This window comes from Streptomyces clavuligerus, assembly GCF_005519465.1.
Classification (GTDB): domain Bacteria; phylum Actinomycetota; class Actinomycetes; order Streptomycetales; family Streptomycetaceae; genus Streptomyces; species Streptomyces clavuligerus.
In genome coordinates this window covers 2427321-2452669 of sequence record NZ_CP027858.1, presented here as the reverse complement: position 1 = coordinate 2452669, position 25349 = coordinate 2427321, and the positions used below count along the sequence as shown (strand labels likewise).

18 protein-coding genes are annotated in these 25349 nt (G+C 72.6%); 12 read left to right on the top strand and 6 right to left on the bottom strand.

The window, feature by feature from the left end; genetic code table 11:
* The first annotated feature begins 26 nt into the window (after positions 1-26).
* From CRV15_RS09930 to CRV15_RS09915, 4 genes are all read left to right on the top strand, one after another.
* The gene (locus tag CRV15_RS09930; RefSeq protein ID WP_003961535.1) at positions 27-2981 is read left to right on the top strand and encodes a protein kinase; all 2955 of its coding nucleotides are present in this window, start codon (positions 27-29) and stop codon (positions 2979-2981) included.
* 120 nt (positions 2982-3101) lie between these two features.
* Positions 3102-4820, top strand: a complete 1719-nt coding sequence (locus CRV15_RS09925; RefSeq protein WP_009997330.1) for a serine/threonine-protein kinase — start codon at positions 3102-3104, stop codon at positions 4818-4820.
* A gap of 146 nt (positions 4821-4966) precedes the next feature.
* Positions 4967-6583: a succinic semialdehyde dehydrogenase gene (locus tag CRV15_RS09920; protein ID WP_003957126.1), complete on the top strand. Its 1617-nt coding sequence runs from the start codon at positions 4967-4969 to the stop codon at positions 6581-6583.
* A gap of 114 nt (positions 6584-6697) precedes the next feature.
* Positions 6698-8602 (top strand): GMC family oxidoreductase, encoded by a 1905-nt coding sequence (locus CRV15_RS09915; protein ID WP_003961537.1) that lies wholly within the window; start codon positions 6698-6700, stop codon positions 8600-8602.
* Between the two features lie 253 nt (positions 8603-8855).
* Here the strand turns inward: CRV15_RS09915 and CRV15_RS09910 are convergent, their stop codons facing one another.
* Both CRV15_RS09910 and CRV15_RS09905 read right to left on the bottom strand, forming a co-directional pair.
* The gene (locus CRV15_RS09910; protein WP_009997332.1) at positions 8856-10085 is read right to left on the bottom strand and encodes an LAETG motif-containing sortase-dependent surface protein; all 1230 of its coding nucleotides are present in this window, start codon (positions 10083-10085) and stop codon (positions 8856-8858) included.
* A 757-nt stretch (positions 10086-10842) separates the two neighbouring features.
* Entirely contained in the window at positions 10843-11232 is a 390-nt protein-coding gene (locus CRV15_RS09905) for a chorismate mutase (protein ID WP_009997333.1), read from the bottom strand.
* Between the two features lie 304 nt (positions 11233-11536).
* Here CRV15_RS09905 and guaA point away from each other — a divergent pair, with 304 nt between their 5' ends.
* Together guaA and CRV15_RS09895 are read left to right on the top strand one after the other, a co-directional pair.
* Positions 11537-13123 carry a glutamine-hydrolyzing GMP synthase gene (guaA, locus tag CRV15_RS09900; protein ID WP_003957130.1) on the top strand — a complete coding sequence of 529 codons (1587 nt, stop codon included), beginning with the start codon at positions 11537-11539 and terminating at the stop codon, positions 13121-13123.
* Between the two features lie 495 nt (positions 13124-13618).
* Positions 13619-14131, top strand: a complete 513-nt coding sequence (locus CRV15_RS09895) for a DoxX family protein (protein WP_003957131.1) — start codon at positions 13619-13621, stop codon at positions 14129-14131.
* Here CRV15_RS09895 and CRV15_RS09890 read toward each other — a convergent pair.
* Together CRV15_RS09890 and CRV15_RS09885 are read right to left on the bottom strand one after the other, a co-directional pair.
* A complete protein-coding gene (locus CRV15_RS09890; RefSeq protein WP_003957132.1) occupies positions 14038-14373 on the bottom strand; it encodes a hypothetical protein in 336 nt (111 codons plus the stop codon). The two genes, CRV15_RS09895 and CRV15_RS09890, sit on opposite strands and share 94 nt — an antisense overlap.
* Positions 14363-15676: a PspC domain-containing protein gene (locus CRV15_RS09885; protein ID WP_003957133.1), complete on the bottom strand. Its 1314-nt coding sequence runs from the start codon at positions 15674-15676 to the stop codon at positions 14363-14365. Before CRV15_RS09885 ends, CRV15_RS09890 begins: the two co-directional genes overlap by 11 nt.
* A 146-nt stretch (positions 15677-15822) precedes the next feature.
* Here CRV15_RS09885 and CRV15_RS09880 point away from each other — a divergent pair, with 146 nt between their 5' ends.
* From CRV15_RS09880 to pcrA, 5 genes are all read left to right on the top strand, one after another.
* Positions 15823-17115, top strand: coding sequence for a PspC domain-containing protein (locus CRV15_RS09880; protein WP_003957134.1), 1293 nt, complete (start codon positions 15823-15825; stop codon positions 17113-17115).
* Entirely contained in the window at positions 17112-17813 is a 702-nt protein-coding gene (locus CRV15_RS09875) for a LuxR C-terminal-related transcriptional regulator (protein WP_003957135.1), read from the top strand. Before CRV15_RS09880 ends, CRV15_RS09875 begins: the two co-directional genes overlap by 4 nt.
* A gap of 324 nt (positions 17814-18137) precedes the next feature.
* The gene (locus CRV15_RS09870; protein WP_003957136.1) at positions 18138-18386 is read left to right on the top strand and encodes a DUF397 domain-containing protein; all 249 of its coding nucleotides are present in this window, start codon (positions 18138-18140) and stop codon (positions 18384-18386) included.
* Between the two features lie 108 nt (positions 18387-18494).
* Positions 18495-18848 (top strand): hypothetical protein, encoded by a 354-nt coding sequence (locus tag CRV15_RS09865; protein ID WP_003957137.1) that lies wholly within the window; start codon positions 18495-18497, stop codon positions 18846-18848.
* Positions 18849-18996: 148 nt separating this feature from the next.
* Positions 18997-21474 carry a DNA helicase PcrA gene (gene pcrA, locus CRV15_RS09860; RefSeq protein WP_003957138.1) on the top strand — a complete coding sequence of 826 codons (2478 nt, stop codon included), beginning with the start codon at positions 18997-18999 and terminating at the stop codon, positions 21472-21474.
* A 64-nt stretch (positions 21475-21538) separates the two neighbouring features.
* Here the strand turns inward: pcrA and CRV15_RS09855 are convergent, their stop codons facing one another.
* Positions 21539-23092: a M23 family metallopeptidase gene (locus CRV15_RS09855; RefSeq protein WP_009997342.1), complete on the bottom strand. Its 1554-nt coding sequence runs from the start codon at positions 23090-23092 to the stop codon at positions 21539-21541.
* A gap of 277 nt (positions 23093-23369) precedes the next feature.
* Entirely contained in the window at positions 23370-24254 is an 885-nt protein-coding gene (locus CRV15_RS09850; RefSeq protein WP_029183014.1) for an esterase/lipase family protein, read from the bottom strand.
* A gap of 640 nt (positions 24255-24894) precedes the next feature.
* Here CRV15_RS09850 and icmB point away from each other — a divergent pair.
* Positions 24895-25308 carry a coenzyme B12-dependent isobutyryl CoA mutase small subunit gene (icmB, locus tag CRV15_RS09845; RefSeq protein ID WP_003957142.1) on the top strand — a complete coding sequence of 138 codons (414 nt, stop codon included), beginning with the start codon at positions 24895-24897 and terminating at the stop codon, positions 25306-25308.
* Positions 25309-25349 lie beyond the last annotated feature (41 nt).

The window sequence follows — 25349 nt, the reverse complement described above, 5'->3', positions numbered from 1 at the left end:
GGGCGGCCGGGGCGAGGGGAGGCGACGTGCACGACTACGCGGGAAGGGTGCTCGCCGACCGCTACCGTCTGCCCCCGCCCCCGGCCGACGCGTACGAACTGGTCGAGACCCGGGCGTTCGACACCTACAGCGGCCAGGAGGTCCTGGTCCGCCAAGTGCCCCTGCCGGAGGTCGTCGAGGCCGAGTTCCTCGACGGAACCGGTCCCGCCGGTCCCGTCGCGAGGGCCCAGGGGCGGACGGTCCGCAGCCCCACCGATCCGGCCGTGCTGCGGGCCGTCGAGGCCGCCCGGGCCGCGGCGGCCGTCCCGGACCACCCCCGTCTGGACCAGGTCTTCGACGTCTTCGCGGAGGCCGGTTCGCTGTGGATAGTCAGCGAGCGCGTCGCCGCCCGCCCGCTCGCCGCCCTGCTGGCCGAGCGACCGCTCACCCCCTACCGGGCCGCCGAGGTGGCCGCCGATGTGCTCACCGCCCTGCGGGTGGTGCACGCCCATGGCTGGACCCATCGCAACATCACCGCCCGTACGGTCCTGGTCTGCGAGGACGGCCGGACCGTGCTCACCGGGCTGGCCGAGGGCGCGGCCGAGGAGGCCCTGTGCGGCTACGCGCCCGTACCGCTGGAGACCCCCGAGGGGCTGGACGGGGAGCTGTTCCACGACGACGGGGACGGCGGGCAGCCGTACGCACCCGGGTTGGGCGGGGACGATGACGACGAGGGATACGCCGAGTACGCCGAAGGTCCCGCGTACCCCGAGGACTCCGTGTACGGCGAGGACTCCGTGTACGGCGAAGCCGGATACGAGGCATACGACGCGTACGACGGGCACGCGGAGTACGCCGAGTACGCGGAGGCTTCCGGCGACGGCGGCAGTTCTGACGACGAGACCGACGGCACCGACGAGACCGGTGGCACCGCTCGTGCCGGGGGTGGCCGCACGCCGGTGCGCCCCTACGGGGACCGGGGGAGCGGCCCCGGGGCGCCGGACACTCGGGCGGCCCGGTCGGGGGCGATAGCCGCGTACCGCGCCGGTGCCCGTGCCGGGGCCCGCGCCGGTGCGGAGGAACGTACCGGCGGTCCCGTGCAGACCGGCGGGGACCCCGACTGGTGGGCGCGGCGGCCCGGCGAGCCCACACCGCCCCCCGCGCCCCGGGCGGACGGCCGGGACGGCACGGTCGGCGGCGCCGGTGACACCGGCGATATCAGGGGCGTCGGTGCCGTCGGTGCGGGCGGCACGCTCGGCGGTGTCGTCTTCGACGACGACACGGACGCCACGGGCGTTCCCGCGCAGGGGTGGGGCGGCTTCGGCGGCTCCGGTTCCGCGCGGCTGGCCGGGAGCTGGTGGGACGCCCCGTCCCCCGGCCCGGAGGACTCCCGTCCGCCGTTCCCCGGACAGCGGCCCGCCGGGCCGGAGGGGACCGGCTTCCGCCCGCCTGCCGCCCCCGGCGGCGGCCCCCTGCCGCTGCCCGCCGGTTTCGGGCCTGCGGACGGACCACCGCCCCCGGTCCCCGCCTGGGGCAGCGACCCCCACCCGAACCGTGACAGCGACCCCTACGGCGTCCGGCGCGGGCCGTCCGCGAACGCCCCGCTCCCCGGCGGCGACCGTTCGCGGGACGCCTCCGGGTCCCTGCCCGGCGATGCCTCCGAGGGCACGGAGGGCACCGAGTACACGGAGGACACGGGCGGGGTGGCGGCATCCCCGTACCGGGGCCCCGCGACCCCGCTGGCCGCCGAGCGCGCCCGGCAGGCCCGGATCGCCGTCGTCGGCGCCGTCACCGAGCGCTGGGCCCCCGAACAGGCCGGTCCCGCCCCTGAGCACGGGCGGCTCGACACCCCCGTCGGCCCCGCAACCGACCTGTGGGCCCTGGGCGCGCTGCTCTACCGCTCCGTCCAGGGCCACGCCCCCTACCCGGAGGAGAACGGGGCCGAACTGGTGGAGCTGGTCCGCTCCGAGCCCCCCGCCTTCGCCGAGGAGTGCGGACCGCTCCGCCCCGTGGTCGAGTCCCTGCTCCGCCAGGACCCCGCCGAACGCCCCGACGTCGAGGAGCTGAGCGGCTGGCTGCGGTCGCTGGTGCGCTCGGCACCCGAGCCGGAGGCCGGGGCGGCCGTCGTCCCCGTGCCGCCGCCCGCCGCCGAAGGGGGCAGCCGGCTCCCCGTCGTGCGCCGCCGGGGCGAGCTGGTGCGCAAGCGGCGTTCCGGCTCCGCCGAAGTGGTCCACGGCCGCCACCGCCACAAGAAGGCCAAGGAGCGTGCGCCCCGGGCCCTCGGCCGCACCCTGCTGCTGCTCGTCCTCACCCTGATGGCGGGGGCCGTCGCGTACGCCGTCCTCGTCCTGCCGAAGGCCGGTCAGGAGAGCGTGCCCGAGCCCCGGGGCGCGGGCGACACCCGTCCCACCGGCGCGGACCGCACCGCCGCCGCGCCCGCCGGCGAGCCGGAGAACGACCCCCCGCCGTCCCGGGAGACGCGGCCGTCCGCCGCTCCGTCCCGCACCTCCGGCTCCGAGCAGCAGACCGCCGCGCCGGCCGGGGACCTCCCCGCCGGGTTCGCCCTGCGGGAGGACCCCGAGGGGTTCCGGGTCGCCGTGGACTCCTCCTGGCAGCGCCGCCCCATCAACGACAGCGGTCAGATCCGCTACAGCAACGGCGACTTCACCCTGATCGTCGTCCCCGGCCGGGACAGCGCCCAGGAGGGCGGCGGCGATCCGCTGGTGTACCAGCGGGACACCCAGCGCGAACTCCAGCCCTACCGGGAGTCCTCCTGGGCGGAGGCGAGCGGGCTGCGCCGGATTCAGGTGGGCCGCCGTGTCATGGCCGAGGGCCAGTTCTCCTGGCAGGACGCGACCGACCGGCAGATCTTCGTCCGCAATCTGGTGCTGGTGCTCGACGGCCGCTACCACGTCGTCCAGGTGATCGGCCCCGATGAGCGGCGCGACGAGGTGACGGAGGCGTACCGGGCCGCCGCCGACACCTATCGGACGACCGGCTGATCCCCTGTCATCGGCCGTCCACCGGCAACTCGTCGGCCCCGTACGGCCGTGGCGGTGTGGGGGACGGAGATCCCGTTCCGTAACCTGGGGGCACCGAGGGGACTGGGGCGGGATAGGTACGTGGAGAACTCACAGCGCACGGGGACCGGTCAACTGCTCGCCGGGCGGTACCGGCTGGGCGAGAGCATCGGCCGGGGCGGCATGGGCCGCGTGTGGCGGGCCGAGGACGAGATGCTGAACAGGGCCGTCGCCATCAAGGAACTGACGGCCGGTATGTACGCCTCCGAAGCGGACCGGAGAATCCTGCACGTCCGGACCCGGAACGAGGCCCGGGCGGCGGCGCGGATCAGCCACCCCTGTGTGGTCACCGTCCACGATGTGCTCGTCCACGACGACCGGCCCTGGATCGTCATGCAGTTCGTCGACGGCCGTTCGCTCGCCGACGCCGCCAAGGAGTCCGGGCGCGTCCCGGTGGCCGACGCCGCCCGGATAGGGCTCCAGGTGCTGCGCGGACTGAACGCCGCGCACCGGGCCGGGGTGCTCCACCGGGACGTCAAACCCGCGAACATCCTGCTCGCCGAGGACGGCGGGACCCTGATAACCGACTTCGGGATCGCCGCCATCGAGGGCGACGCGACCATCACCCGTACCGGTGAGATCGTGGGCTCCATCGACTATCTGGCCCCGGAGCGGGTAAAGGGCGGCGATCCGGGACCGGCGTCCGACCTCTGGTCGCTCGGCGCCACGCTCTACACGGCGATGGAGGGCGTATCGCCGTTCCGGCGGCAGTCCCCGGTGACGACCATGCAGGCCGTGGTGACCGAGGAGCCGAAGCCGCCGGAGCACTCGGGGCCGCTCACGCCCGTGATCATGGCGCTGCTGAGCAAGGACCCGGCGGCGCGGCCCTCGGCGGCACAGGCCGAGGAGATGTTCCGGGCGGTCACGGAGGGCAGGTCGCCGGATCTCTCCGTGCTTCCGGACACCGTGACGCTGGTGCCCGGCGGGGCACCGGTGTCCCGGGACACCACCCGTTCCGTGACCCTGGTGGGCGGGGGGACCCCGGTGGCTCCGCCCGCCGCCGTGCCCCCGCCGCGCCGGAGCGGAGGACTCGGCCGGGTGATCGCGGCGGTCGCCGTGGTCCTGGCGACGCTTGTCGGCCTCGGCGTCGGCTATGTGTATCTACAGGACGGGGACGGCGGCTCCGGCCAGGGCGCCGGCGGCCCGGGCGCGGGGGAGCGGACCCAGGGCACAGCACCCTCGGACGGGGGCGCCGACGGCACCGGGGACAAGGCCGGAGGCAAGGGCCGGAACCAGGGGCAGGGCGAGGCGGACGGCGGCGACGGGCCGGGCGACCGGGCGAGCGGCGGCACGGGCGGCGTCCCAGCGGGCTGGCGCCGGGTCCAGGACCCGGCGGGCTTCAGTCTCCTCGTACCGCAGGGGTGGACCCGGCGGATGGTCGGCCAGCAGATCGACTACTCCCCGGCCGACCGCAGCCACCGGCTGCGGATCGGCATCGACCGCTCGCCCGACTTCGAGACCCCGTACGAGCATCTGCTGGACCTGGAGAAGCTGCTGTCGAAGAGCCTCCCCGACTACCGGCGGCTGTCGCTCGGCCCCACGGTCTACCGGGACCAGCCCAAGTCGGCGCGGTGGGAGTTCGCGTGGACGGAGAAGAAGCCGTTCCCCGGGCCGCGCCGGGCCATCGACCAGATGTACTACGACGACGAGGGCGTCGAGTACGCCTTCTACCTGGACGGCCCGGCGGACCGGTGGAGCACCGTCCGCGCACAGTTCCAGACCATGACGCAGAGCTGGCGCCCGCCGGGCCCGTCGGACTGACACCGCCAGGCCGGACCGGTCCCGCCGCCCCGCCGGCTGGCCCCGGACCCGCTGGAACGGCCGGTCCGCGCCGGTCCCCGCCGGCCCGGCCGAAAGCCATTACCGGCGGGTACCCAAAGTTTCGGACGCCGCATACGCTCGGCTCCATGACGGACGTGAAGGCCCCCGCTGGCCCCCTGGGCACCAACCCCGCAGCCACCGCCCCGGCCGGTGCGCGCACCGCCGCCGACGTGGTCACTCCGGAGGTGGTGGCCCAGCTCACCCGGGACGTCGTCGGCTCCGGCAGAACCGCCAACCACACGCCCCTCACCGAGGAGAAGCTGGCGGACCTGCCCGAGTCGACCCCGGAGGACGTCGCCGACGCCTACGAGCACGCCCGCGCCGCCCAGCCCGTCTGGGCCGCCGTCCCCGTCCGCACCCGCGCCGCCGTACTGCTGCGCTTCCACGATCTGCTGCTGGAGCGTCAGGCCGAGGTGCTGGACCTCATCCAGTTGGAGACCGGGAAGGCCCGCCTGCACGCCCATGAGGAGGTGCAGTCCGTCGCCCTGGCGGCCCGGCACTACGGCCGCAGGGCCCCCGCCTATCTGCGCCCCCGCCGCCACGCGGGCGTCGTCCCCGGGCTCACCAGGGCCACCGAGCTGCGCCATCCGCGCGGCGTCATAGGGCAGATAGCCCCCTGGAACTATCCGCTGGAGCTGTCCGTGGCGGACGCGCTGCCCGCGTTCGCCGCAGGCAACGCCGTCGTCATGAAGCCCGACACCGAGACCGCGCTGACCGCGCTGTGGGCCCGCGACCTGCTGATCGAGGCCGGGCTCCCGGCCGGGGTCTTCCAGGTCGTCCTGGGCGAGGGGCCGGTGGTGGGCCCCGAGGTCGTCCGGCACGCCGACTATGTCTCGTTCACCGGCTCCACCCGCACCGGCCGCGAGGTCGCGAAGGGCGCTGCGGCCCGTCTGGTCGGGGTCTCGCTCGAACTGGGCGGCAAGAACCCCATGCTGGTCCTGCACGACGCCGACATCGAACGGGCCGCCGCCGGAGCCGTCCGTTCCTGCTTCGCCTCCGCCGGGCAGCTCTGCATATCCACCGAGCGGCTCTACGTCCATGAGTCGATCGCCGACCGCTTCGTCGCCCGGTTCGCCGAGCGGGTGCGGGCGATGCGCCTCGGCGGCTCCCTCGCGTACGGGGCGGAGATGGGCTCCCTCGCCGGGCGGCGCCAGCTGGAGACCGTCATCCGCCATGTGGACGAGGCCGTGGCCAAGGGAGCCACCGTCGTCGCGGGCGGGGTGGCCCGCCCCGACATCGGCCCGCTCTTCTACGAACCGACCATCCTGGAAGGCGTCGAGCCGCCGATGGCCGTCTGCACCGAGGAGACCTTCGGGCCGGTGGTCTCGGTCTACCGCTTCACCGACGAGGACGACGCGGTCGAACGCGCCAACGCCACCGCGTACGGGCTGAACGCCGCTGTCTGGTCGCGCGACGGCAGGAGGGCCCGGTCCGTCGCGGCCCGGCTGCGCGCCGGAACCGTCAACATCAACGAGGCGTACGCCGCCGCGTACGGCAGTGTCGGCGCCCCGATGGGCGGGATGAAGGACTCCGGTCTCGGGCGGCGGCACGGCTCCGAGGGCATCCTCAAGTACACGGAGGCACAGACGGTCGCCCAGCAGCGGCTGATTCCGCTCGCGCCCTCGTTCGGTATGGACGACGAGGCGTACGCGGCGCTGATGAGCCGCTCCCTGAAGGTGATGAAGGTGCTGGGGCTGCGCTGACCCGCCGTCCGCTGCGCCGCTCGTCCGTTCCGTTTCCGGTCCGTTCCGTTTCCGTTCCGCTGTTGTCGTTGGACTCGTGTTGCCGTTCCCGTGCGTCCTGTGCTGAGGAGAGCGATGTCCGAGATTCCCCCTGCTGACCTGTCCGAGGCCGAGCCCGGAGCGGGGGGCGGACCCGGCCCCGGCCACGACCACGCGTACGACTACGGCTACGACTATGACGTGATCGTCATCGGGTCGGGCTTCGGCGGCGCGGTCTCGGCGCTGCGGCTCACCGAGAAGGGGTACCGCGTCGGGGTGCTGGAGGCGGGGCGCCGTTTCACCCGTGAGAGTCTGCCGCGCAACTCCTGGGATCTGCGGAACTTCCTCTGGGCGCCGGCGCTCGGGCTCTTCGGCATCCAGCGCATCCACTTCCTCGGCACGGTGATGGTGCTGGCGGGCGCGGGGGTGGGCGGCGGTTCGCTCAACTACGCCAACACCCTGTACGTACCGCCCCCGGCGTTCTTCCGTGACCCCCAGTGGCGGGACATCACCGACTGGCAGACGGAGCTGAAGCCGTACTACGAGCAGGCGCGGCGGATGCTCGGCGTACGGCTCAACCCGACGATGACGCCCTCCGACGTCCATCTCAGGGCGACGGCCGAGGCCATGGGGATCGGGGACACCTTTCACCTGGCGCCGGTGGGCGTCTTCTTCGGCGACGGGGAGGACGCCGACGGCTCCACCGTGGCCGCCCCCGGGGCCCAGGTCCCCGACCCCTACTTCGGCGGCGCGGGGCCCAGCCGCCGGGCGTGTGTCGAGTGCGGCGAGTGCATGACGGGCTGCCGCCACGGCGCCAAGAACACACTCAACGAGAACTACCTCCATCTCGCCCAGCGCGCGGGCGCGGTCGTCCACCCCATGACCACCGCCGTCACCCTCACCGAGAACTCCCGGGGCGGCTTCGCCATCGGCACCCTGCCCAGCGACGGGCGGCGCAGGGGCCGGGGGCGGACCTTCACGGCCGCCCGGGTCGTGGTCGCCGCCGGGACCTATGGGACGCAGACGCTGCTGCACCGGATGAAGGACACCGGGCTGCTGCCCCGTGTCTCCGGGCGGCTGGGCGAGCTGACCCGTACCAACTCCGAGGCGCTGGTGGGCGCGCAGACCGACGACCGGCGCTATCGCAGACGGCACGGGGCGCCCCGGGTGGACTTCACCCGGGGGGTCGCCATCACCTCCTCGATCCATCCGGACGAGAACACCCATATCGAGCCGGTGCGCTACGGCAGGGGCTCCAACGCGATGGGCGGGCTGACCGTGCTCCAGGTGCCCTATCGGCCCGGGGCGCGGGTCACGGGCTGGCTCGTCCAGGTGGCCCGGCATCCGGTCCGCGCACTGCGGTCGTTCTCCGTGCACCGCTGGTCGGAGCGGACCATCATCGGGCTGGTGATGCAGTCCCTGGACAACTCCCTGACGACCTACCGCAAACCGGACGGGGTGGGGAAGGGGCTGCTGGCGGCCCGGCAGGGGCACGGCGCGCCCAACCCGGGCCAGATCCCGGAGGCCACCCGCGCGGCCTCGCTGCTGGCCGAGGAGATCAACGGTTTCGCCGGGTCCAACCTCGGGGAGCTGATGGGGACCCCGCTCACCGCGCACTTCCTGGGCGGGTGCCCGATCGGCGCCACGGCGGCGACCGGGGTGATCGACCCGTACCACCGGCTCCACGGATATCCGGGCATCTCGGTGGTGGACGGGGCGGCGGTCAGCGCCAACCTGGGCGTCAACCCCTCGTTGACGATCACCGCACAGGCGGAACGGGCGATGGCGCTCTGGCCCAACAAGGGGGAGCGGGACACCCGGCCGCCGCAGGGAGCCCCCTATGAGCGTGTCGCCCCGGTGGAACCGAGGTCCCCGGCGGTGCCGGAGGAGGCGTTCGGGGCGCTGAAGCTGCCGTTCCTGGGGATGCCGGTGGTACCGCCGAGGGCCACTGGGGACGGACGGAGGGGGACGGGGGAGTCGGTGGCGGCGCCCACGGAGTGAGACCTCACCCGCCGGGCCGTCCCCCGCTGGGCCGCCGTCGCCCCCGCCGGGCCGTCGCCCCCGCCGGGCCGTCGGCCTCCCTCAGGCCGCCGGACCCGGCGGGGAGGCCGGGGCGGACCGGTCGCCGCACCCCCGTCGCGGCGACCGGTCCGCGTCCGATGGCAGCCGTCGGGCTGCTGCTCCCCCCCCGGAGGGCTCAGGTGGTGCGGCGGTCTTCCGGCCCCAGGCGGTCCGGGGCTCAGGCAGCCCGGCCTCAGGCGGTCCGGCTGGTCCGGCGGCGCCTCGCGGCGAGGAAGGTCCCGGCGCCCGCGACGACGGCGAGCGCGCCGATGCCCGCGATGACCGGCAGCGTCCGGTCCGACCCGGTCGCGGCGAGGTTCCCGCCCAGCGGGGTCTCGTCCCGGCCGCCCTGCGGGTCGGGCCTGCCGTCACCCGCTCCCGCACCGCCCTGGCCCTGACCGCCGCCGGGCTGCTCAGCACCGCCGCCGGTCGTGGCTCCGTCGCCCGAGCCGCCCGAGCCGGAGCCGCCCGACGTCGGGCCACCCGGCCCGGAACCGCCCGTACCGGAGCCGCCGTTGCCGCCCGGCTCCTTGTCCGGGGCGACCACGGTGAAGGCGTAACGCCCTTCGCGGGCGGACTCGCAGTGCAGCTTGCCGTCGATCTTCTCGGAGAAACCGGCGCCGCTGAACGCCGAGCCCGTGCCGGGCTTCTTCGTCGCGTCCACCCGCAGCCGCAGCTTCGCCTCGGCGGACTGGCCCGGCTTCAGCGCCCCGGCCGCGCCGAAGGTGCTGCGGTCGACGTCGACGTTCCGCCAGGTGCCCTGGTCCAGCCACTGGTGGTCGATGACCATGTCGCGTCCGACGGGCTGTTCCGGTCCCCACGCCTCGGTGTAGACGCGGATGCCGGTGCGTTCCCGGTCGGCCTTGTTGGTCAGCCGGAAGGTGTACTCGACCCAGCCCGAACCGGCCTCGACCTTCCGTGGCAGCCCCCGCAGTTCGGTCTGGAGGAGCGGGCTGTCCTCGATGCGCGTCGCACAGGACTCACCGGTTTCGTCGTCGCCGTGGGGACTGCCGGCGCCGATGGTGCCCGGAGGGATCGGCGGCAGCGGACCGGTGCCGGGCCGCTCCTTGGTGTCCTGCGGCTTTCTGTCCGGCTGGGCGGGCGTGCTGCTCGGAACAGGGCCCGAAGGGGTCCTGCCCGCCGCGTCCTTGTCCTTTTCCTCGGGGCCGTCCTTGGGACCGCCGTCCTTGGTGCTGTCCTGGGGGTTTGTGACGCCTGCGGGACCTTTGGGGTCTCTGGGACCCCTGGTGTCACCGGCGTCCTTCGGCGGGCCCGGCTCCCCGGTGACGGGGGTGCTCTCCGCCGTGGACGGCGCGGGGGACGTCCCCGGGGGTGTCGCCGATGCGGCGGGTGCGACCCAGAGGGCCGCAGGGCTGATGACGGCGGTCGCTGCGGCGATCACCAGTGTGCGGCGTATACGCATGAGCCCTCTGCGGGTTGGGGGGCCACTGTGGCGCGGCCCCGGGCGGCGGGCCCTGCCCTCTCCGGGAGGAGTCGGCGGAGTCCGAATACGCATCGTTGACCCGTGCGCCACCGCAAAGGTTGCCCACCGCGCGGTGATGACCGGTGACGGGGCGCGGCGGGACGCTCCGCCGGGGCGGTGCGGTCCCGCGTTCCGGGGGGCGGGAAAAACGGAAGATTCAGGGCATTCAGGAGATTCAGGAGGTGCGGAATGCGGGAGGTTGTGGTGTTTCCGGCGCGGCAAGGGCCCCGTGGGCATCGGTCCACGGGGCCCTTGAGGCGGTACCGACGTCAGGGCCGCGTCGGTACCGCGTCGCGGCGCCGGGGGGTCGCGCCGCGCGGGAAAGGTCGTTCTCCTGAGTCCCACCGGTCCCTGGGCGCCGTCCGCCATGACATGGCTGTCTGCGGGGACGCCCGGGGTGCCGGAGCACGGTCGGCCCCGGGCGTCCCCGGGGCCGACCGCTGGGAGTGACCGGGCTGCTGTCCCCTGCCGACCGGTCACACGCGCTGGGGCGAGGTCCCACGACGCACGAGGTGCGTCACACGCTCCAGCGGAGCCGCGCGTGATCTCCATTCCGAAGTCCGCCTCTGGCTGACACGGACACCGGGACCAACGAAGGGGCGTCGGCTGCGGTCACGCTCCGTACGGGTGAGTTGCGGGCCCGGAGCACCTGCGATACGGATGCGGGGGACACGCGTACGCCCGTACGGAATGTGCGTCAGACGCGTCCCCGGCACAGCTCCAGCACGGTCATCGCCAGCGCGGTCCCGGGCCTGCCGAGCGCGTCGCGGAAGTGCTCCAGCACCTCCATCTCCCGGGCGAGGTTCACCCGGCGTCCGCCGGAGGAGATCCGCGCCTCCTGGATCACGGCCGACACGGCCATCCGCTCCTGGACGAGGCCGATGATCCGGTCGTCGAGCGCGTCGATGCGGTCGCGGGCGTCCGCGATCAGGGCGGCGGCCTCCTCGGTACGGGCCCCGGTCCGCTCGGCGGCGGTCCCGGTGCCGGTCCGGGCGGTGACGGGGGTGTTCGTGCCGGTCCGGGCAGTGGCGGTGGTCCGGGCGGTGGCGGTGGTGCGGGCGGTCGTGGTCGTGGTCGGGCTGGTCATCGGGTGCTCCTGCGGTTGTGGGGCGGGGCCCCGGAGCGACACGGCCCGCGAACGCCGAAACGCCCCGGGCCTTGTCGGCCCGGGGCGCCTGGATGGTCGCTTGTCAGTGGCTCAAGCAGCACGACCATGGCAGCCGGACGGGCCGGATGCCATAGGTAAAGACGAAGGTCTGCTGCTCGCGCATGGCCCCAGTATGGCCGGGCCGACGGTCCCGGACCAAAGTCCCGCCCGGATGATGAGACAGGGGACACATTCCGGCCCCGGTAGAATCGGAAGAACCGAACCCCCCGCCGGAAGGCCGCCAGTGTCCTCAGCGTCTCCCGCTGCCGCGCCCGATGTCGTACTCGTTGTCGACTTCGGCGCGCAGTACGCCCAGCTCATCGCCCGTCGCGTCCGTGAGGCCCGGGTCTACAGCGAGATCGTCCCGTCCACCATGCCGGTGGCCGAGATGCTCGCCAAGAACCCCAAGGCGATCATCCTCTCCGGCGGTCCCTCCTCCGTCTACGCCGAGAACGCGCCCCGCCTCGACCGTGCCCTCTTCGAGGCCGGTGTCCCCGTCTTCGGCATGTGCTACGGCTTCCAGCTGATGGCGACGACACTCGGCGGCACCGTCGACAACACCGGTGCGCGCGAGTACGGCCGTACCGGGCTGCATGTCTCCAAGACCGGCTCGACGCTGTTCGAGGGCACCCCGGCCGAGCAGCCGGTGTGGATGTCCCACGGCGACGCCTGCTCCGCCGCGCCCGAGGGCTTCACCGTCACCGCCTCCACGGACCTGGTCCCGGTCGCGGCCTTCGAGAACGACGAGAAGAAGCTCTACGGCGTGCAGCACCACCCCGAGGTGATGCACTCCACCTACGGCCAGCAGGTCCTGGAGCACTTCCTCTACCGGGGCGCGGGCATCGAGCCGACCTGGACCACGGGGAACGTCATCGAGGAGCAGGTCACCGCCATCCGTGCCCAGGTCGGCACCAAGCGGGCGATCTGCGGGCTCTCCGGCGGTGTCGACTCCGCCGTGGCCGCCGCCCTGGTCCAGAAGGCCATCGGCTCCCAGCTCACCTGCGTCTACGTCGACCACGGCCTGATGCGCAAGGGCGAGACCGAGCAGGTCGAGAAGGACTTCGTCGCCGCCACGGGCGTCCAGCTCAAGGTCGTCGACGCCGAGGAGCGCTTCCTCGCCGCCCTCGCCGGGGTCAGCGACCCGGAGGAGAAGCGGAAGATCATCGGGCGCGAGTTCATCCGCGTCTTCGAGCAGGCCCAGGCCGAGATCGTGGCCGAGGGCAGCGCCGACGGCGAGGAGGTCGCGTTCCTCGTCCAGGGCACGCTCTACCCCGACGTCGTGGAGTCCGGCGGCGGCACCGGCACCGCCAACATCAAGTCCCACCACAATGTGGGCGGCCTCCCCGAGGACCTTGAGTTCCAGCTTGTGGAGCCGCTGCGGCAGCTCTTCAAGGACGAGGTCCGCATGGTCGGCCAGGAGCTGGGCCTGCCGGACGAGATCGTCCAGCGCCAGCCCTTCCCGGGCCCCGGCCTCGGTATCCGGATCGTCGGCGAGGTCACCCGCGACCGGCTCGACCTGCTGCGCGAGGCCGATGCCATCGCCCGCGAGGAGCTGACGGCGGCCGGGCTCGACCGCGAGATCTGGCAGTGCCCCGTGGTGCTGCTCGCCGACGTCCGCAGCGTCGGCGTCCAGGGCGACGGCCGTACCTACGGCCACCCCGTCGTGCTCCGTCCGGTCTCCTCCGAGGACGCGATGACCGCCGACTGGACCCGGATGCCGTACGACGTCCTCGCCCGGATCTCCACCCGCATCACCAACGAGGTCAGCGACGTCAACCGCGTCGTCCTCGACGTGACCAGCAAGCCGCCGGGGACCATCGAGTGGGAGTGACCTCCCTCCGCCCCTGAGGCCCGTACCCGATGCCGCCGCTCGCCCCCGAGCGGCGGCATCGGCGTTTCCGGTGTATCCGCCGTTCTGTCCTGTCCGGCTGTCCGGCTGTCCGGCTGTCTGGCACATCTGGCACATCTGGTGCATCCGGCGTTTCCGGAGGCGGCGGAAGGCGTACGGGGCGCTGCCGGAGATCCACGCGGCGCGCGGCCATTCCGGGCGCCCGGGGCGTTCGCGGCGCGTGGGTACTCGCCGCGCGGCGGGTGCCCATGGCGCGGCGGGTACCCATGGCGCGGCGGGTGCTCATGGCGCCGGAGCGGACGGCGCGGGGGCGGACGGCACACGGCACCGACACCGCGCACCCCCGGCTCGAACAGCACGAGTCCGGTGAATGAGCTATATCACCCTCCCGTACGTATGGTCGGTTGAGAATCGAACCATCACGGCACACAGCCGCAGCGGCCAGAAGCGGGGACAGCGATGACGCAGACATTCCGGATGACGACGGGGCAGGGAGCCCCCGGCGGCGGCGCGACGGGAAACAGTGGCTGGAAGGAGCGGGCGAGCCGCTACGCCCTGCTGCCGCTCCGGCTTTTCCTGGGCATCACCTTCCTCTACGCCGGTATCGACAAGCTCACGGACAGCGCCTTCCTCAAGGAGAGCGGCATCGGCTCGCTCGGCGACCAGATGCGGGGCGTCCGCGACCAGGCCGCCGTCCCCGAACTGGTCGACATGGCCCTCAACAGCCCCGTGGGCTTCGGGTACGCCATCGCCCTCGGTGAACTGGCCGTCGGCATCGGTGTCCTCCTCGGGCTGCTGACCCGTCTCGCGGCGCTCGGTGGCGCGCTGATCTCGGCGAGTCTGTGGCTGACCGTGAGCTGGAGCGCCGAGCCCTACTACCTCGGCAACGACCTGCCCTATCTGATGCTGTGGGTGCCGCTGATCCTCGCCGGGGCCTCCGTGCTCTCCGTCGACGCGCTGATCGCCGCCCGCCGCCGGCGCACGCTGTAGGCCGCGGACGCGGCCGACCCGGCGAGACACAGACCTGAGGAGACCACCGGGACGGCCACCCACCACGGGGTGTGCCACGCCCCCGCCGCGTCCCCGCCGAACAGCAGGGCCAGCAGCAGTGCCATCACCCCGATGATCAGCCTGCCCGGCTGGAACGGGTGCAGCGCCCAGGGGTGCCGGTCCCGCTCCATCACGGCCGCGGGCCGACGCCCGGACTCCCGGCTCCGTATGTCATGGTTCACGGACCACCTCCACCTGTCCTATGTCCACCCGGAGACGCAGCTCCAGGGTGCCCGACGGCGCCGCCCCCTCAGGGGCGGGGAACGCGGCCCGCCTGCTCTGGTCGGGGGAGATGTCGATGTCGTTCTTCGGGTCGCCCGGCAGCTTGATCGCTCCGAGCCCCGCCTCGGCCCGCACCGTGACCGAAGCGGACTTCGGTATGAGGACCTTGAGCTGCCCGGCCCCCACCTCCACGCTGGTCGAGACCGTGTCCCCGGCCGGGACGCCGACCTTCCGGAGGTCGAGCGTCCCCACGCCCGAGCCCAGCGCGTACCGTTCGTGGACCGCGCCCGCGGAGGACGGTTTCCACTGGGCGCGGGCCCACTCGGTGCCGATGTCCTTGGGCAGCGCCGACGCACCCGCCAGCAGCAACGCCGTGATCACCGTCATCAGCAGGGTGCCGAAGCCGGTCCGCCCCAGGAACGCGCTGATCGTCATGCCGAGGCCGAACACCCCCAGCGCACAGACCAGACCGGTCTGAAGACTGGTGCCCAGCGGATTGCCGTCCCAGCTCAGCCGGGTGCCGAGAAAGCCCGCGACCATCGCGAGCAGGAAGACCGTGCCCGCCAGGCCCCGTGGCTCCCGGGAGCGCCCGCGCGGCAGCCGGAAGCCACGGGGGGACTTCTCCCCGCCCGGCGATTCGGCGGGACCCCAGAGATAGGAGGGCCCGGCCTCCTTGGAGATCGGGTCCCGCCACCAGGAGGGGCCCTCCGGAGCGGGCGGGGCCGTCGTCTCCGGCGGCGCCTCCGCGACCGCGTGCGCGGCCGCGGGGGGGAGGTGCTGGCTGTCCGCGGCGACCATCCGCTGCCGGGACCAGACGGCCGCGCCACCGGTGGCCAGCGCCAGCAGCGTCGCGAACGTCACCAGCCCCGCGTTGCCCAGCATGGTCAGGAAGAGACCGAAGCCGATCACGGCGAGGAAGACGGCCGTGAGGGCCGCGCCCTCGACCCGGCCCGACAGCAGCCTGCGGGCCTCGTTCTCCTCCTCCTCGTCCATCGGGACCAGCAGCCAGGCGAAGCCGTAGAACATCAGCCCCACACCCCCGGTGAGGGCGAGCACCGCGAGGACGATCCGGAAGACGACCGGGTCTATGTCGTAGTGCCTCCCCAGCCCGCCGCAGACACCGGCCAGCACCTTCTGGCGCGGGGTGCGGCGCAGCGGGCGCGCCTCGACGGTGAGCCCCGCGGGCTGCCCGCCCGGGGACTCGTCGGGTGATCCGCCCGGTCCTGACCGGTGCGGAGTGGTCGGCTGGTTCATGTACTCCATGGTGACGGCCCCCGCGCCGGTACGGCACCGGGGCCGACCCTGGCCCGACCCTGATATCTGTCCGGCTCTCCCCGCTGTTCCTCCTCAGGGTCGGGCCAGGGTCACCCCTGATACCGCGGGTCCGTCCGGCGTGTGACGATCGATGCATGCCCGTCGCCTCCTCCCGTCCCCCCGCCGCTCCGCGTGCTCCCGTGCCGGAGGACGTCCCGCTGCGCAAGCTCTACCGCAGCGCCGAGGGCCGGCTGCTGGGCGGGGTGGCGCGCGGGCTCGCCGGGCATCTGGGGCTGCCGGTCATCTGGGTCCGGCTCGCCTTCCTCGGTCTCTTCCTCATCCAGGGCGTCGGCGCGCTGTTGTACGCGGTGTTCTGGATCGTCGTCCCGCTCGGGGTCGGGGGCCGTACGGCGGAGCCGCGTTCGGTCTTCGAGATCACCGGCGACGGCAGACGCAAGCTGCGCAAGCCCGACCGGGGGCAGCTCTTCGCGATGCTCGTGCTGGTCTTTGGCGCCGCGATCTTCATCGGCAGCATCGAGACGACAAGCAGCCGCTATGTCTGGCCCACGCTGCTGATCGGCGCGGGTGTCGTGCTGGTGTGGCGGCAGGCGGACAACGCCCGCCGTGCCCGCTGGGCCGAGGCCGAGGGCCGTGGGCGGCGGCTGTTCCAGATGGTCCGGGGGCTGGCCGGGGTCGCCCTGGTGGGCATGGGTCTCGCGGGTTTCATGGTGGTGCGCGGCTCCGCCGCCCAGCTCGGCAATGTGCTGACCGCCGCGATAGCCGTCGTCGCCGGGATAGGGCTGCTCGCCGGGCCCTGGCTGGTGCGGATGACCCAGGATCTCAGCGAGGAGCGGACCATGCGCATCCGCGCCCAGGAGCGGGCCGAGGTCGCCGCCCATGTCCATGACTCGGTGCTGCACACCCTGACGCTGATCCAGCGCCGGGCCGACGACCCGGGCGAGGTCCGCCGTCTCGCCCGGGCCCAGGAGCGCGAGCTGCGGAACTGGCTGTACCGCCCGGAAGGGACGGGCAAGGAGGAGTCCGACGAGCCCGACACCCTCGCGGACGCGGTGAAGAAGGCCGCCGCCGAGGTCGAGGACAAGCACGGCGTCCCGCTGGAGGTCGTGGTCGTCGGCGACTGCCCGCTGGACGAGAAGTTGGCCGCGCAGATGCAGGCGGCGCGCGAGGCGATGGTCAACGCGGCCAAGTACGGTGGCGAGGGCGGTGCCGTCCAGGTCTTCGCCGAGGTCGACGGTCGTATGGTCTATGTGTCCGTACGGGACCGCGGCCCGGGCTTCGACCTGGACTCGGTCCCGGGCGACAGAATGGGCGTCCGGGAGTCGATCATCGGCCGGATGCAGCGCAACGGTGGATCGGCCCGGCTCCGCCCGGCACCCGGCGGGGGGACGGAAGTGGAGCTGGAGATGGAGAGGGCGGCGGAGACATGACGGAGACCGCGGACACCGGCAGGGGCGGCGGAGTGGAGCGACGGGTCCGGGTGGTGCTGGTCGACGACCACCGGATGTTCCGTACGGGTGTCCAGGCAGAGATCGGCCGGACCGAGCAGACCGGGGTGGAGGTGGTCGGCGAGGCGGCCGACGTCGACCAGGCGGTCACCGTGATCACCTCGACCCGGCCCGAGGTCGTGCTGCTCGACGTCCATCTGCCGGGCGGCGGCGGGGTGGAGGTGTTGCGGCGCTGTGCCACGCTGATGGCCTCGGCCGATTCCCCGGTCCGTTTTCTGGCGCTGTCGGTGTCCGACGCGGCCGAGGACGTCATCGGGGTGATCCGCGGCGGGGCCCGGGGCTATGTCACCAAGACGATCACGGGCACCGATCTGGTGGACTCGATCTTCCGGGTCCAGGAGGGGGACGCGGTCTTCTCGCCCCGGCTCGCCGGGTTCGTGCTCGACGCCTTCGCCTCGACGGACGCCCCGCCGGTGGACGAGGATCTGGACCGGCTCACCCAGCGCGAGCGCGAGGTGCTGCGGCTGATCGCCCGGGGGTACGCCTACAAGGAGATCGCCAAACAGCTCTTCATCTCGGTGAAGACGGTCGAGTCGCATGTCTCCGCCGTGCTGCGCAAGCTCCAGCTCTCCAACCGGCACGAGCTGACCCGCTGGGCCACGGCCCGACGACTGGTGTGACATCTGAGGCGTCGGCCGGTCCGACCCCCGGTGTGGCGGCTGGGGTGAGGCTGGTGTGACGTGGAAGCGGCCAACTCCGTCGCCAGGACCGTGACGGAGCCCTCCTCCGACCCCGGAATCCGTGATTCATGTTGTCGCAGGTCGCACGGGAGACGGGTGGGACGTGAGCCGACGTTACCCGCCGTACCCACGCTGACCGGCGGATCAATTCCCGGACAGGGGAAACGGATCTTGCCTCTGGCACCTTCGATGGTGACCCACTGCCATGACAGTATCGCCCTGAGCAGTCGGCCCAGTTGATCACGAGGTTGGCGGAGGAGAGCCGTGAGCGGCGCGAGGGTGGGATTCCAGTCCGGCGAGAGCGATCCCGCGGATGTCATACCCGCGGAAGTCGGCTACATCTGGCATAAGTCCAGTCACAGTGCCAGTGGTGCGGGGCAGTGCGTCGAGGTCGCCGCCCTTCCGCGCGCCGTCCATGTCCGTGACTCCAAGAGCAGCGCGGGCCCGGAGCTCGGGGTGACCCCGGACGCCTGGGCCCGCTTCGTCGTCTATGCGGCCCGTCAGGCGGATTGAGTTCTTTCGGATGCACCCCGGGGCAGCGGCCGGGGGGAGGGTGTGCCCGGTGCGGTGAGGCCGACCTGACCTGAGGGCGGCGAGCGGGCGAGAGTTAGGCTCCGCCCCATGGACGTACTCATCAATGTCTTCGTCGCCCTGCACATCATCGGCATCGCGTCCCTGCTGGGCGGGTTCCTCACCCAGATGAAGGCGATGGGCGCCGGGACCGCGCGCTTCACCCCGGCCATGCTGCACGGCGCGCTGACGATGCTGATCACCGGTGTCGCCCTGGTCGGCCTCAACCAGGCGGACGACCAGACCGTGAACAACATCAAGATCGGCATCAAGCTGGCGGTGCTGGTCGTCGTCCTCGGCCTCGTCTACGTCAAGCGGGACGAGGAGCGGGTGGAGAAGGGGCTCTTCGGCGCGGTCGGCGCGCTGACGACCGCGAACATCTTCATCGCGACCGTTTGGACCTGAGCGGTCACGATCACCCGGAGCCCGGAGCCCGGAGCCCGGAGCCCGGAGCCCGGAGCCCGGAGCCCGGGGCGGTTCGCCGTTGCGGTGCCGGGCGCATTCCGTAAGGGGGCGGCGCGTTGTCAGTGGCTGCGCCTAGACTCGGAGAGCGATGAGCAGCCTCTTTGACGATCACTTCCTGGCGAGCCTCCAGTCCACCCCGGAGGACCCCCCGCCGCCCGAGGACCACGAGGACTCGGAGGCACACGCCCCTGAGGAGATCCCGGACGATCTCTTCCAGGGCGCCTTCGACATGCCCCCGGCCAGAGACGCGTACCACCGTGACGGCGCCCCGCGCACGGTGATCGACCCCGCGTCCCTCCTCGAAGGGCTCAACGAACAGCAGCGCGCGGCCGTGGTCCACGCCGGTTCCCCGCTGCTCATCGTCGCCGGAGCGGGCTCGGGCAAGACCCGGGTCCTGACCCATCGGATCGCCCATCTGCTGGCGACCCGCGGTGTCCACCCCGGCCAGATCCTGGCGATCACCTTCACCAACAAGGCCGCCGGTGAGATGAAGGAGCGCGTGGAGCAGCTCGTCGGCCCGCGCGCCCAGGCGATGTGGGTGTTGACGTTCCACAGCGCCTGTGTGCGGATTCTGCGCCGCGAGTCCAAGAAGCTGGGCTTCACCTCGTCGTTCTCGATCTACGACGCCGCCGACTCCAAGCGGCTGATGGCGCTGGTCTGCCGCGATCTCGATCTGGACCCGAAGAAGTTCCCGCCGAAGTCGTTCAGCGCGAAGATCTCGAACCTGAAGAACGAGCTGATCGACGAGGAGAGCTTCGCCGACAGCGCCGCGGACGGGTTCGAGAAGACGCTCGCCCAGGCGTACCGGATGTACCAGGCGCGGCTGCGCGAGGCCAACGCCCTGGACTTCGACGACATCATCATGACGACCGTCCATATGCTCCAGGCGTTCCCGGATGTCGCCGAGCACTACCGGCGGCGTTTCCGTCATGTCCTCGTCGACGAGTACCAGGACACCAACCACGCCCAGTACACCCTCGTGCGCGAGCTGGTCGGACCGGGGTACGAGGATCTGCCGCCCGCCGAGCTGTGTGTCGTCGGTGACGCCGACCAGTCGATCTATGCCTTCCGGGGCGCGACGATCCGCAACATCCTCCAGTTCGAGGAGGACTACCCGGAGGCGACGACCGTCATGCTGGAGCAGAACTACCGCTCCAGCCAGACGATCCTCTCCGCCGCCAACGCCGTCATCGAGCGCAACGAGAGCCGCCGTCCCAAGAATCTGTGGACCAACGCGGGCGACGGCGCGCAGATCATCGGCTATGTCGCCGACACCGAGCACGACGAGGCGCAGTTCGTCGCGGACGAGATCGACCGGCTGACGGACGCGAGCGAGGTGAAGGCGGGCGATGTCGCCGTCTTCTACCGCACCAACGCCCAGTCCCGGGTCTTCGAGGAGATCTTCATCCGGGTGGGCCTGCCGTACAAGGTCGTCGGCGGTGTGCGCTTCTACGAGCGCAGGGAGGTCCGGGACGTCCTCGCCTATCTGCGGGTCCTCGCCAACCCGGAGGACAGCGTTCCGCTGCGGCGGATTCTCAATGTCCCCAAGCGGGGCATCGGGGAGCGCGCGGAGGCGATGATCGACGCGCTCTCCCTGCGCGAGAAGATCACCTTCCCGCAGGCGCTGATCCGGGTGGACGAGGCGTACGGCATGGCCGCGCGCTCGGCCAACGCCGTCAAGCGCTTCAACGTGCTGATGGGGGAGTTGCGCACGATCGTCGACTCCGGTGCCGGTCCCGCCGTGGTGCTGGAGGCCGTGCTGGAGCGGACGGGCTATCTCGCGGAACTCCAGGCGTCGACGGACCCCCAGGACGAGACTCGTATCGAGAACCTTCAGGAGCTGGCGGCGGTCGCGCTGGAGTTCGAGCAGGCCCGCGCCGAGGGCGAGGGCGAGGGCGGCGCCGGGACGCTGGCGGAGTTCCTGGAGCAGGTCGCCCTCGTCGCCGACTCGGACCAGATCCCCGACGAGGACGAGGACGGCTCCGGTGTCATCACACTGATGACCCTGCACACGGCCAAGGGGCTGGAGTTCCCCGTGGTGTTCCTGAGCGGTATGGAGGACGGCGTCTTCCCGCATATGCGGGCCCTCTCCCAGAAGAAGGAACTGGAGGAGGAGCGGCGGCTGGCGTATGTGGGCATCACCCGGGCCCGCGAGCGGCTCTATCTGACCCGTTCGACCATGCGGAGCGCCTGGGGACAGCCCGCGTACAACCCTCCGTCGCGCTTCCTGGAGGAGATCCCCGTCCGCCATCTGGAGTGGCGGCGTACGGGACCGTCGGCCGCGCCCGCCGGGCCGGTGGCCGGATTCGGGTCCCGGTTGCCCTCGGCTCCGTCCTCCCGCTCCCGGGCGGGCGGCGCCGCGGGGTTCGCCACCGGACGGGGCGGCGCGGGCAAGCCCGTGATCTCCCTGTCGACCGGGGACCGGGTCACGCACGACCAGTTCGGTCTGGGCACCGTGGTGGAGGTCACCGGCGCCGGGACGGACGGCGCGGTGGCGACGGTCGACTTCGGGGACCCCAAGCCCAAGCGGCTGCTGCTGAAGTACGCGCCGGTGGAGAAGCTCTGAGACCGGCCCGACACGGAGTCGCCCGCCGATCGACGGAACGGCGGGCGACGGGTGGAACGGTTGGTTAGCGGGGGTCGAGGCCCTTGCTCTGGAGCCAGGCCAGCGGGTCGATCGTCGAGCCGCCGCCGGGGCGGACCTCGAAGTGGAGATGGGGTCCGGTGGAGTTGCCGGAGTTGCCCGCGTAGCCGATGACATCCCCGGCCTTCACCGCGCCGGACCGGATCTTGGCGCTGCTCAGATGGCAGTACCAGGTCTCGGTCCCGTCGGGCGCCGTCAGGATGATCATGTTGCCGTAGGCGGTGTTGTACTGGGTGCGGATGGTGCCGTCGGTGGCGGCGAAGACATTGGTGCCATAGGGGACCGGGAAGTCGATGCCGGTGTGCAGCGCCATCCAGTTGACGCCGGACTCACCGTAGTAGGTGCTCAGCCCCCGGCTCTCCACGGGAACGGCGAACTTGGGGCGGAGCGCCTCGCGCCGCTTCGCCTCCTCCTCGCGCTTCTTCCGGTCGGCCTCCTGGCGGGCCTTCAGATCGATGCGTTCCTGGGTGCGGGAGGCGCGGTCGCCGAAGTCGCGGGCCCCGGCGCTGAGCGCCGCGAGCTGCGTGTCCATCCTGCTGTTGGCGGCGGCGGTCTTGGCGGCGGTGACCGCCGGGTCGACGGGCGTCACCTTCGCCGCGGTCTTCGGGGAGTCGTCCCCGCCGGTGAGACTGCCGACGGACGCGGCGGCGATGCCCGCGACGCCCATCACGCACACGGACGGGACGGCGACCGTCAGCAGGGCCGACCGTTTGGCGGGCGTACGGCGGCGGCCGCGGCCGCCGTTGCCTCCGGAGCGGCGGACGGGGCGCGCCCCGTCGGCGGCGGGACCCGGGACGGCGGCCGGTTCGGGGGTGTACGCGTGGGTGTCGTCGTCCGTGACGACCGGGAGGCTCGCGGTGTCGCCGATGCGCCCGCCGCCGGCCTGGGGACCGTCCGGACCGTCGAGGTCGGTGAGGTCGTCGGGGTCGGTGAGCCCCGTGTCGTGGACGGCTCTGTAACCGGGGTCGTGGTCCGGCTCGTACCCGGCCCCGTACTCGGTGTCGAGGTCGGCTTCGAGGTCGGCCCCAGGGGTCGCGGCGTACTCCGCGAACTCCTGCTCGGTGCCGTACTCCGTGAACTCCTGCTCGGGGGCGTACTGATGCGGTACGGAGGTCTCCGCGCCGGTGGCCGGGTCGGCGGCGCCGTCCGAGTTCCAGGCGGTGGCGTCGTACGCGCCGGTGTCGAAGGAGGCGGCTGCCCACTGCCCGGTGGTGTCGTAGGCGAAGGCGGTCGCCACCGCCTCGAAGGGGGCGGCTTCCTGGGCCTGGTTCCATGCCGCCGCGTCCCACTGGCCGGTGCCGTCGTAGCCCGCGGCGGGGTACTGCCCGGCCTGCTCGGGCGCGGCGTAGCCGTCGTACGCGTAACCGGCGCCCTGGTGGGCCCCGGTGTCCCAGGTGGTGGAGTCGTACTGACCGCTGTGCCCGGCCCCGTAACCGGCCGTGCCGTCCGGCAACGCACCGAAGAGCGGATCGATGCCAAAGCTGCCGGTGGTGTAGTCGTCGTGGCCGACGTGCCCGGCGTGGGCGTGCTGGTCGTTCACCAACTTCTCTCTCGCCTCGGCAGCAAGGATCTGGATTCTGGGTTCCGCGGAACGGTTGGAGATCCCAGAGGGGAACCAGTGGCCGCGACTGTACCCGGCGGTATGCGACGGCGACAATCTTCCCGGGGTTTTGGCGAATCAGGAAAGGGGCATTCGAGCGTCTTTCGGGGGAGCGCGCGCTCAGCTTTGGCGCTATGTTCGAAAGTCGTTCGATAATGGTTGCGGCCGTTGGGGTTGCCCGCCGGGCGGTGTCCTGCGGGCCCGGGGCGGCGGTCGCTCAGGCGATCGAGATGGAGTCCGGTACTCCGGTCGGGTGAGTGGTCTCCAGGGCCTGCCGAATGGCCGCCGTGACGGCGGGATGGACCGGGAGCGCCAGATGTCCGACGCCTGTGACCTGCACATTCTCTGTGTTCAGATCGGGATGCTCGATCCGTGCGGTCTCGACGGGGACCATCAGCCGGTCCAGGTCGCTCCAGAAGCCCACGAACCTGGTGCGGCAGCCGGGGGCCGGGCCGCGCAGCTCCTCGATGACCTCCGAGTCGGGCCGCATCTGCCGGACGACGGGGTGGGCGCTGGCCAGTGGGGCCACTGTGGTGCCGGAATGCGGAGTGCCGAGAGTGACCAGTGTGCGTACCCGCTGGTCACCGTGAAGGCACTGTATGTAATAGCGGGCGATCAGGCCGCCGAGGCTGTGGCCGACGATATCGACTTCTTTGTGTCCGGTGCGGGCGCAGATTCCTTCGATCCGGTGGCCCAGCGCCACGGCGGCCGTCCGTATGTCACAGGTGAGCAGGGAGTGGTTGAGGCATTCGAGATGGCGCCAGCCGTGCCGGGAGAGTGAACGGCGCAGCAGGACGAAGACCGAGCGGTTGTCCGCGAAGCCGTGCAGCAGCACGACGGGAGGGTGGTCCGGGGCGCCGCGCCCCGGGAGGGGGGTGGCCCGGCCCTCGTCCGCCCGGCCGCCGGGCTGTCCGGTCGGCCGTCCGTCCGCCGGTCCGTTCGGGGGCTCGTCCGCCGCGCCGTCGCGGGGGCGGGGGGCGCGCTCGGGCCGCTCGGCCGCCAGGCCGGTGGGGTAGAGCAGCACATGCCCCGCGAGGATCGCCAGCTCCAGGGCACCGGCCCGGAGCGAGGCGGGGGCCCGCAGATCGCGCAGGCTCTCCAGCCCTCGGGCCGCCCAGGGGTTGAGGGGGCCGAGCCCGGCCGGGCCCAGGCCGAGGGGGCTCCGGCCGAGGGGCCCCAGACTCAGCGTGCCGAGCCCGAAAGCGCTGAGCCCGAAAGTGCCGAGGTGGAAGGCGCCGAGATGGAAAGCTCCCAGGTGGAAGGCGCCCAGGTCGAAGGTGCTGACGTCGAGAACGCCTGAGTCGCCTGAGTCGTCGTCGGGGGTCGGGCGGTCCGGGTCGGCCGGGGGCCCGCCGTGAGCGCTCGCTCTGCGGTGGCAGCGGGGCAGAACCTTCATGGGCCGACCTCCGTATGACACACGGAGGACGACGATGGCCCCCATGTCTCCTTGTGGGGCCCCTTCGGCGCACCGCCGATCCCCGTCCGCCGCGTGGACGTGGGCCCGTGCGGCGGCGGGACCGGCTCTTCGCGCCGCACGCCTGCACGGCACGACGGACCCGTCCCAAGCGGCTCCCGTGCGCCGCCGCCGCGTGGCCCGTGGGCCTTTCGTACGCGGATGCGACGCCGTCGAACATGTCCCATGTGTGATTTCCCCCTCCGGGCTCCCTGCGAAACAGGCCCGTGCGGGATGCTGGAGATAACGTTCGTTCACTTGCGGTTGAGCCGGGTGTGTGGAGGCAGCGATGGGTGTGACGGGGCCGATTCGGGTGGTCGTGGCCAAACCGGGGCTCGACGGGCACGACCGGGGGGCGAAGGTGATCGCCCGGGCGTTGCGGGACGCCGGGATGGAGGTCATCTACACCGGCCTGCACCAGACGCCGGAGCAGATCGTCACCACGGCCATCCAGGAGGACGCGGACGCGATCGGGCTGTCCATCCTCTCGGGCGCCCACAACACGCTGTTCGCGAAGGTGATCGAGCTGCTGAAGGAGCGCGACGCGGAGGACATCAAGGTCTTCGGCGGGGGCATCATCCCGGAGGAAGACATTCCGCCGCTGAAGGAGCTGGGCGTGGCCGAGATCTTCACCCCGGGGGCGACCACGGCGTCGATCGTGGCCTGGGTGAACGCCAACATCCGCCAGCCGGCCGGGGCCTGAAGCCCCCGGCCGGACGCCCTGCCCCTGCTTGCCCCCGGCGG

Coding starts and splice junctions, on each gene's coding strand:
- CRV15_RS09920 (WP_003957126.1), top strand. CDS start 4,967: ATGACGGACGTGAAGGCCCCCGCTGGCCCCCTGGGCACCAACCCCGCA.
- CRV15_RS09915 (WP_003961537.1), top strand. CDS start 6,698: ATGTCCGAGATTCCCCCTGCTGACCTGTCCGAGGCCGAGCCCGGAGCG.
- CRV15_RS09910 (WP_009997332.1), bottom strand. CDS start 10,085: ATGCGTATACGCCGCACACTGGTGATCGCCGCAGCGACCGCCGTCATC.
- CRV15_RS09905 (WP_009997333.1), bottom strand. CDS start 11,232: ATGACCAGCCCGACCACGACCACGACCGCCCGCACCACCGCCACCGCC.
- CRV15_RS09895 (WP_003957131.1), top strand. CDS start 13,619: ATGACGACGGGGCAGGGAGCCCCCGGCGGCGGCGCGACGGGAAACAGT.
- CRV15_RS09885 (WP_003957133.1), bottom strand. CDS start 15,676: ATGGAGTACATGAACCAGCCGACCACTCCGCACCGGTCAGGACCGGGC.
- CRV15_RS09880 (WP_003957134.1), top strand. CDS start 15,823: ATGCCCGTCGCCTCCTCCCGTCCCCCCGCCGCTCCGCGTGCTCCCGTG.
- CRV15_RS09875 (WP_003957135.1), top strand. CDS start 17,112: ATGACGGAGACCGCGGACACCGGCAGGGGCGGCGGAGTGGAGCGACGG.
- CRV15_RS09865 (WP_003957137.1), top strand. CDS start 18,495: ATGGACGTACTCATCAATGTCTTCGTCGCCCTGCACATCATCGGCATC.
- pcrA (WP_003957138.1), top strand. CDS start 18,997: ATGAGCAGCCTCTTTGACGATCACTTCCTGGCGAGCCTCCAGTCCACC.
- icmB (WP_003957142.1), top strand. CDS start 24,895: ATGGGTGTGACGGGGCCGATTCGGGTGGTCGTGGCCAAACCGGGGCTC.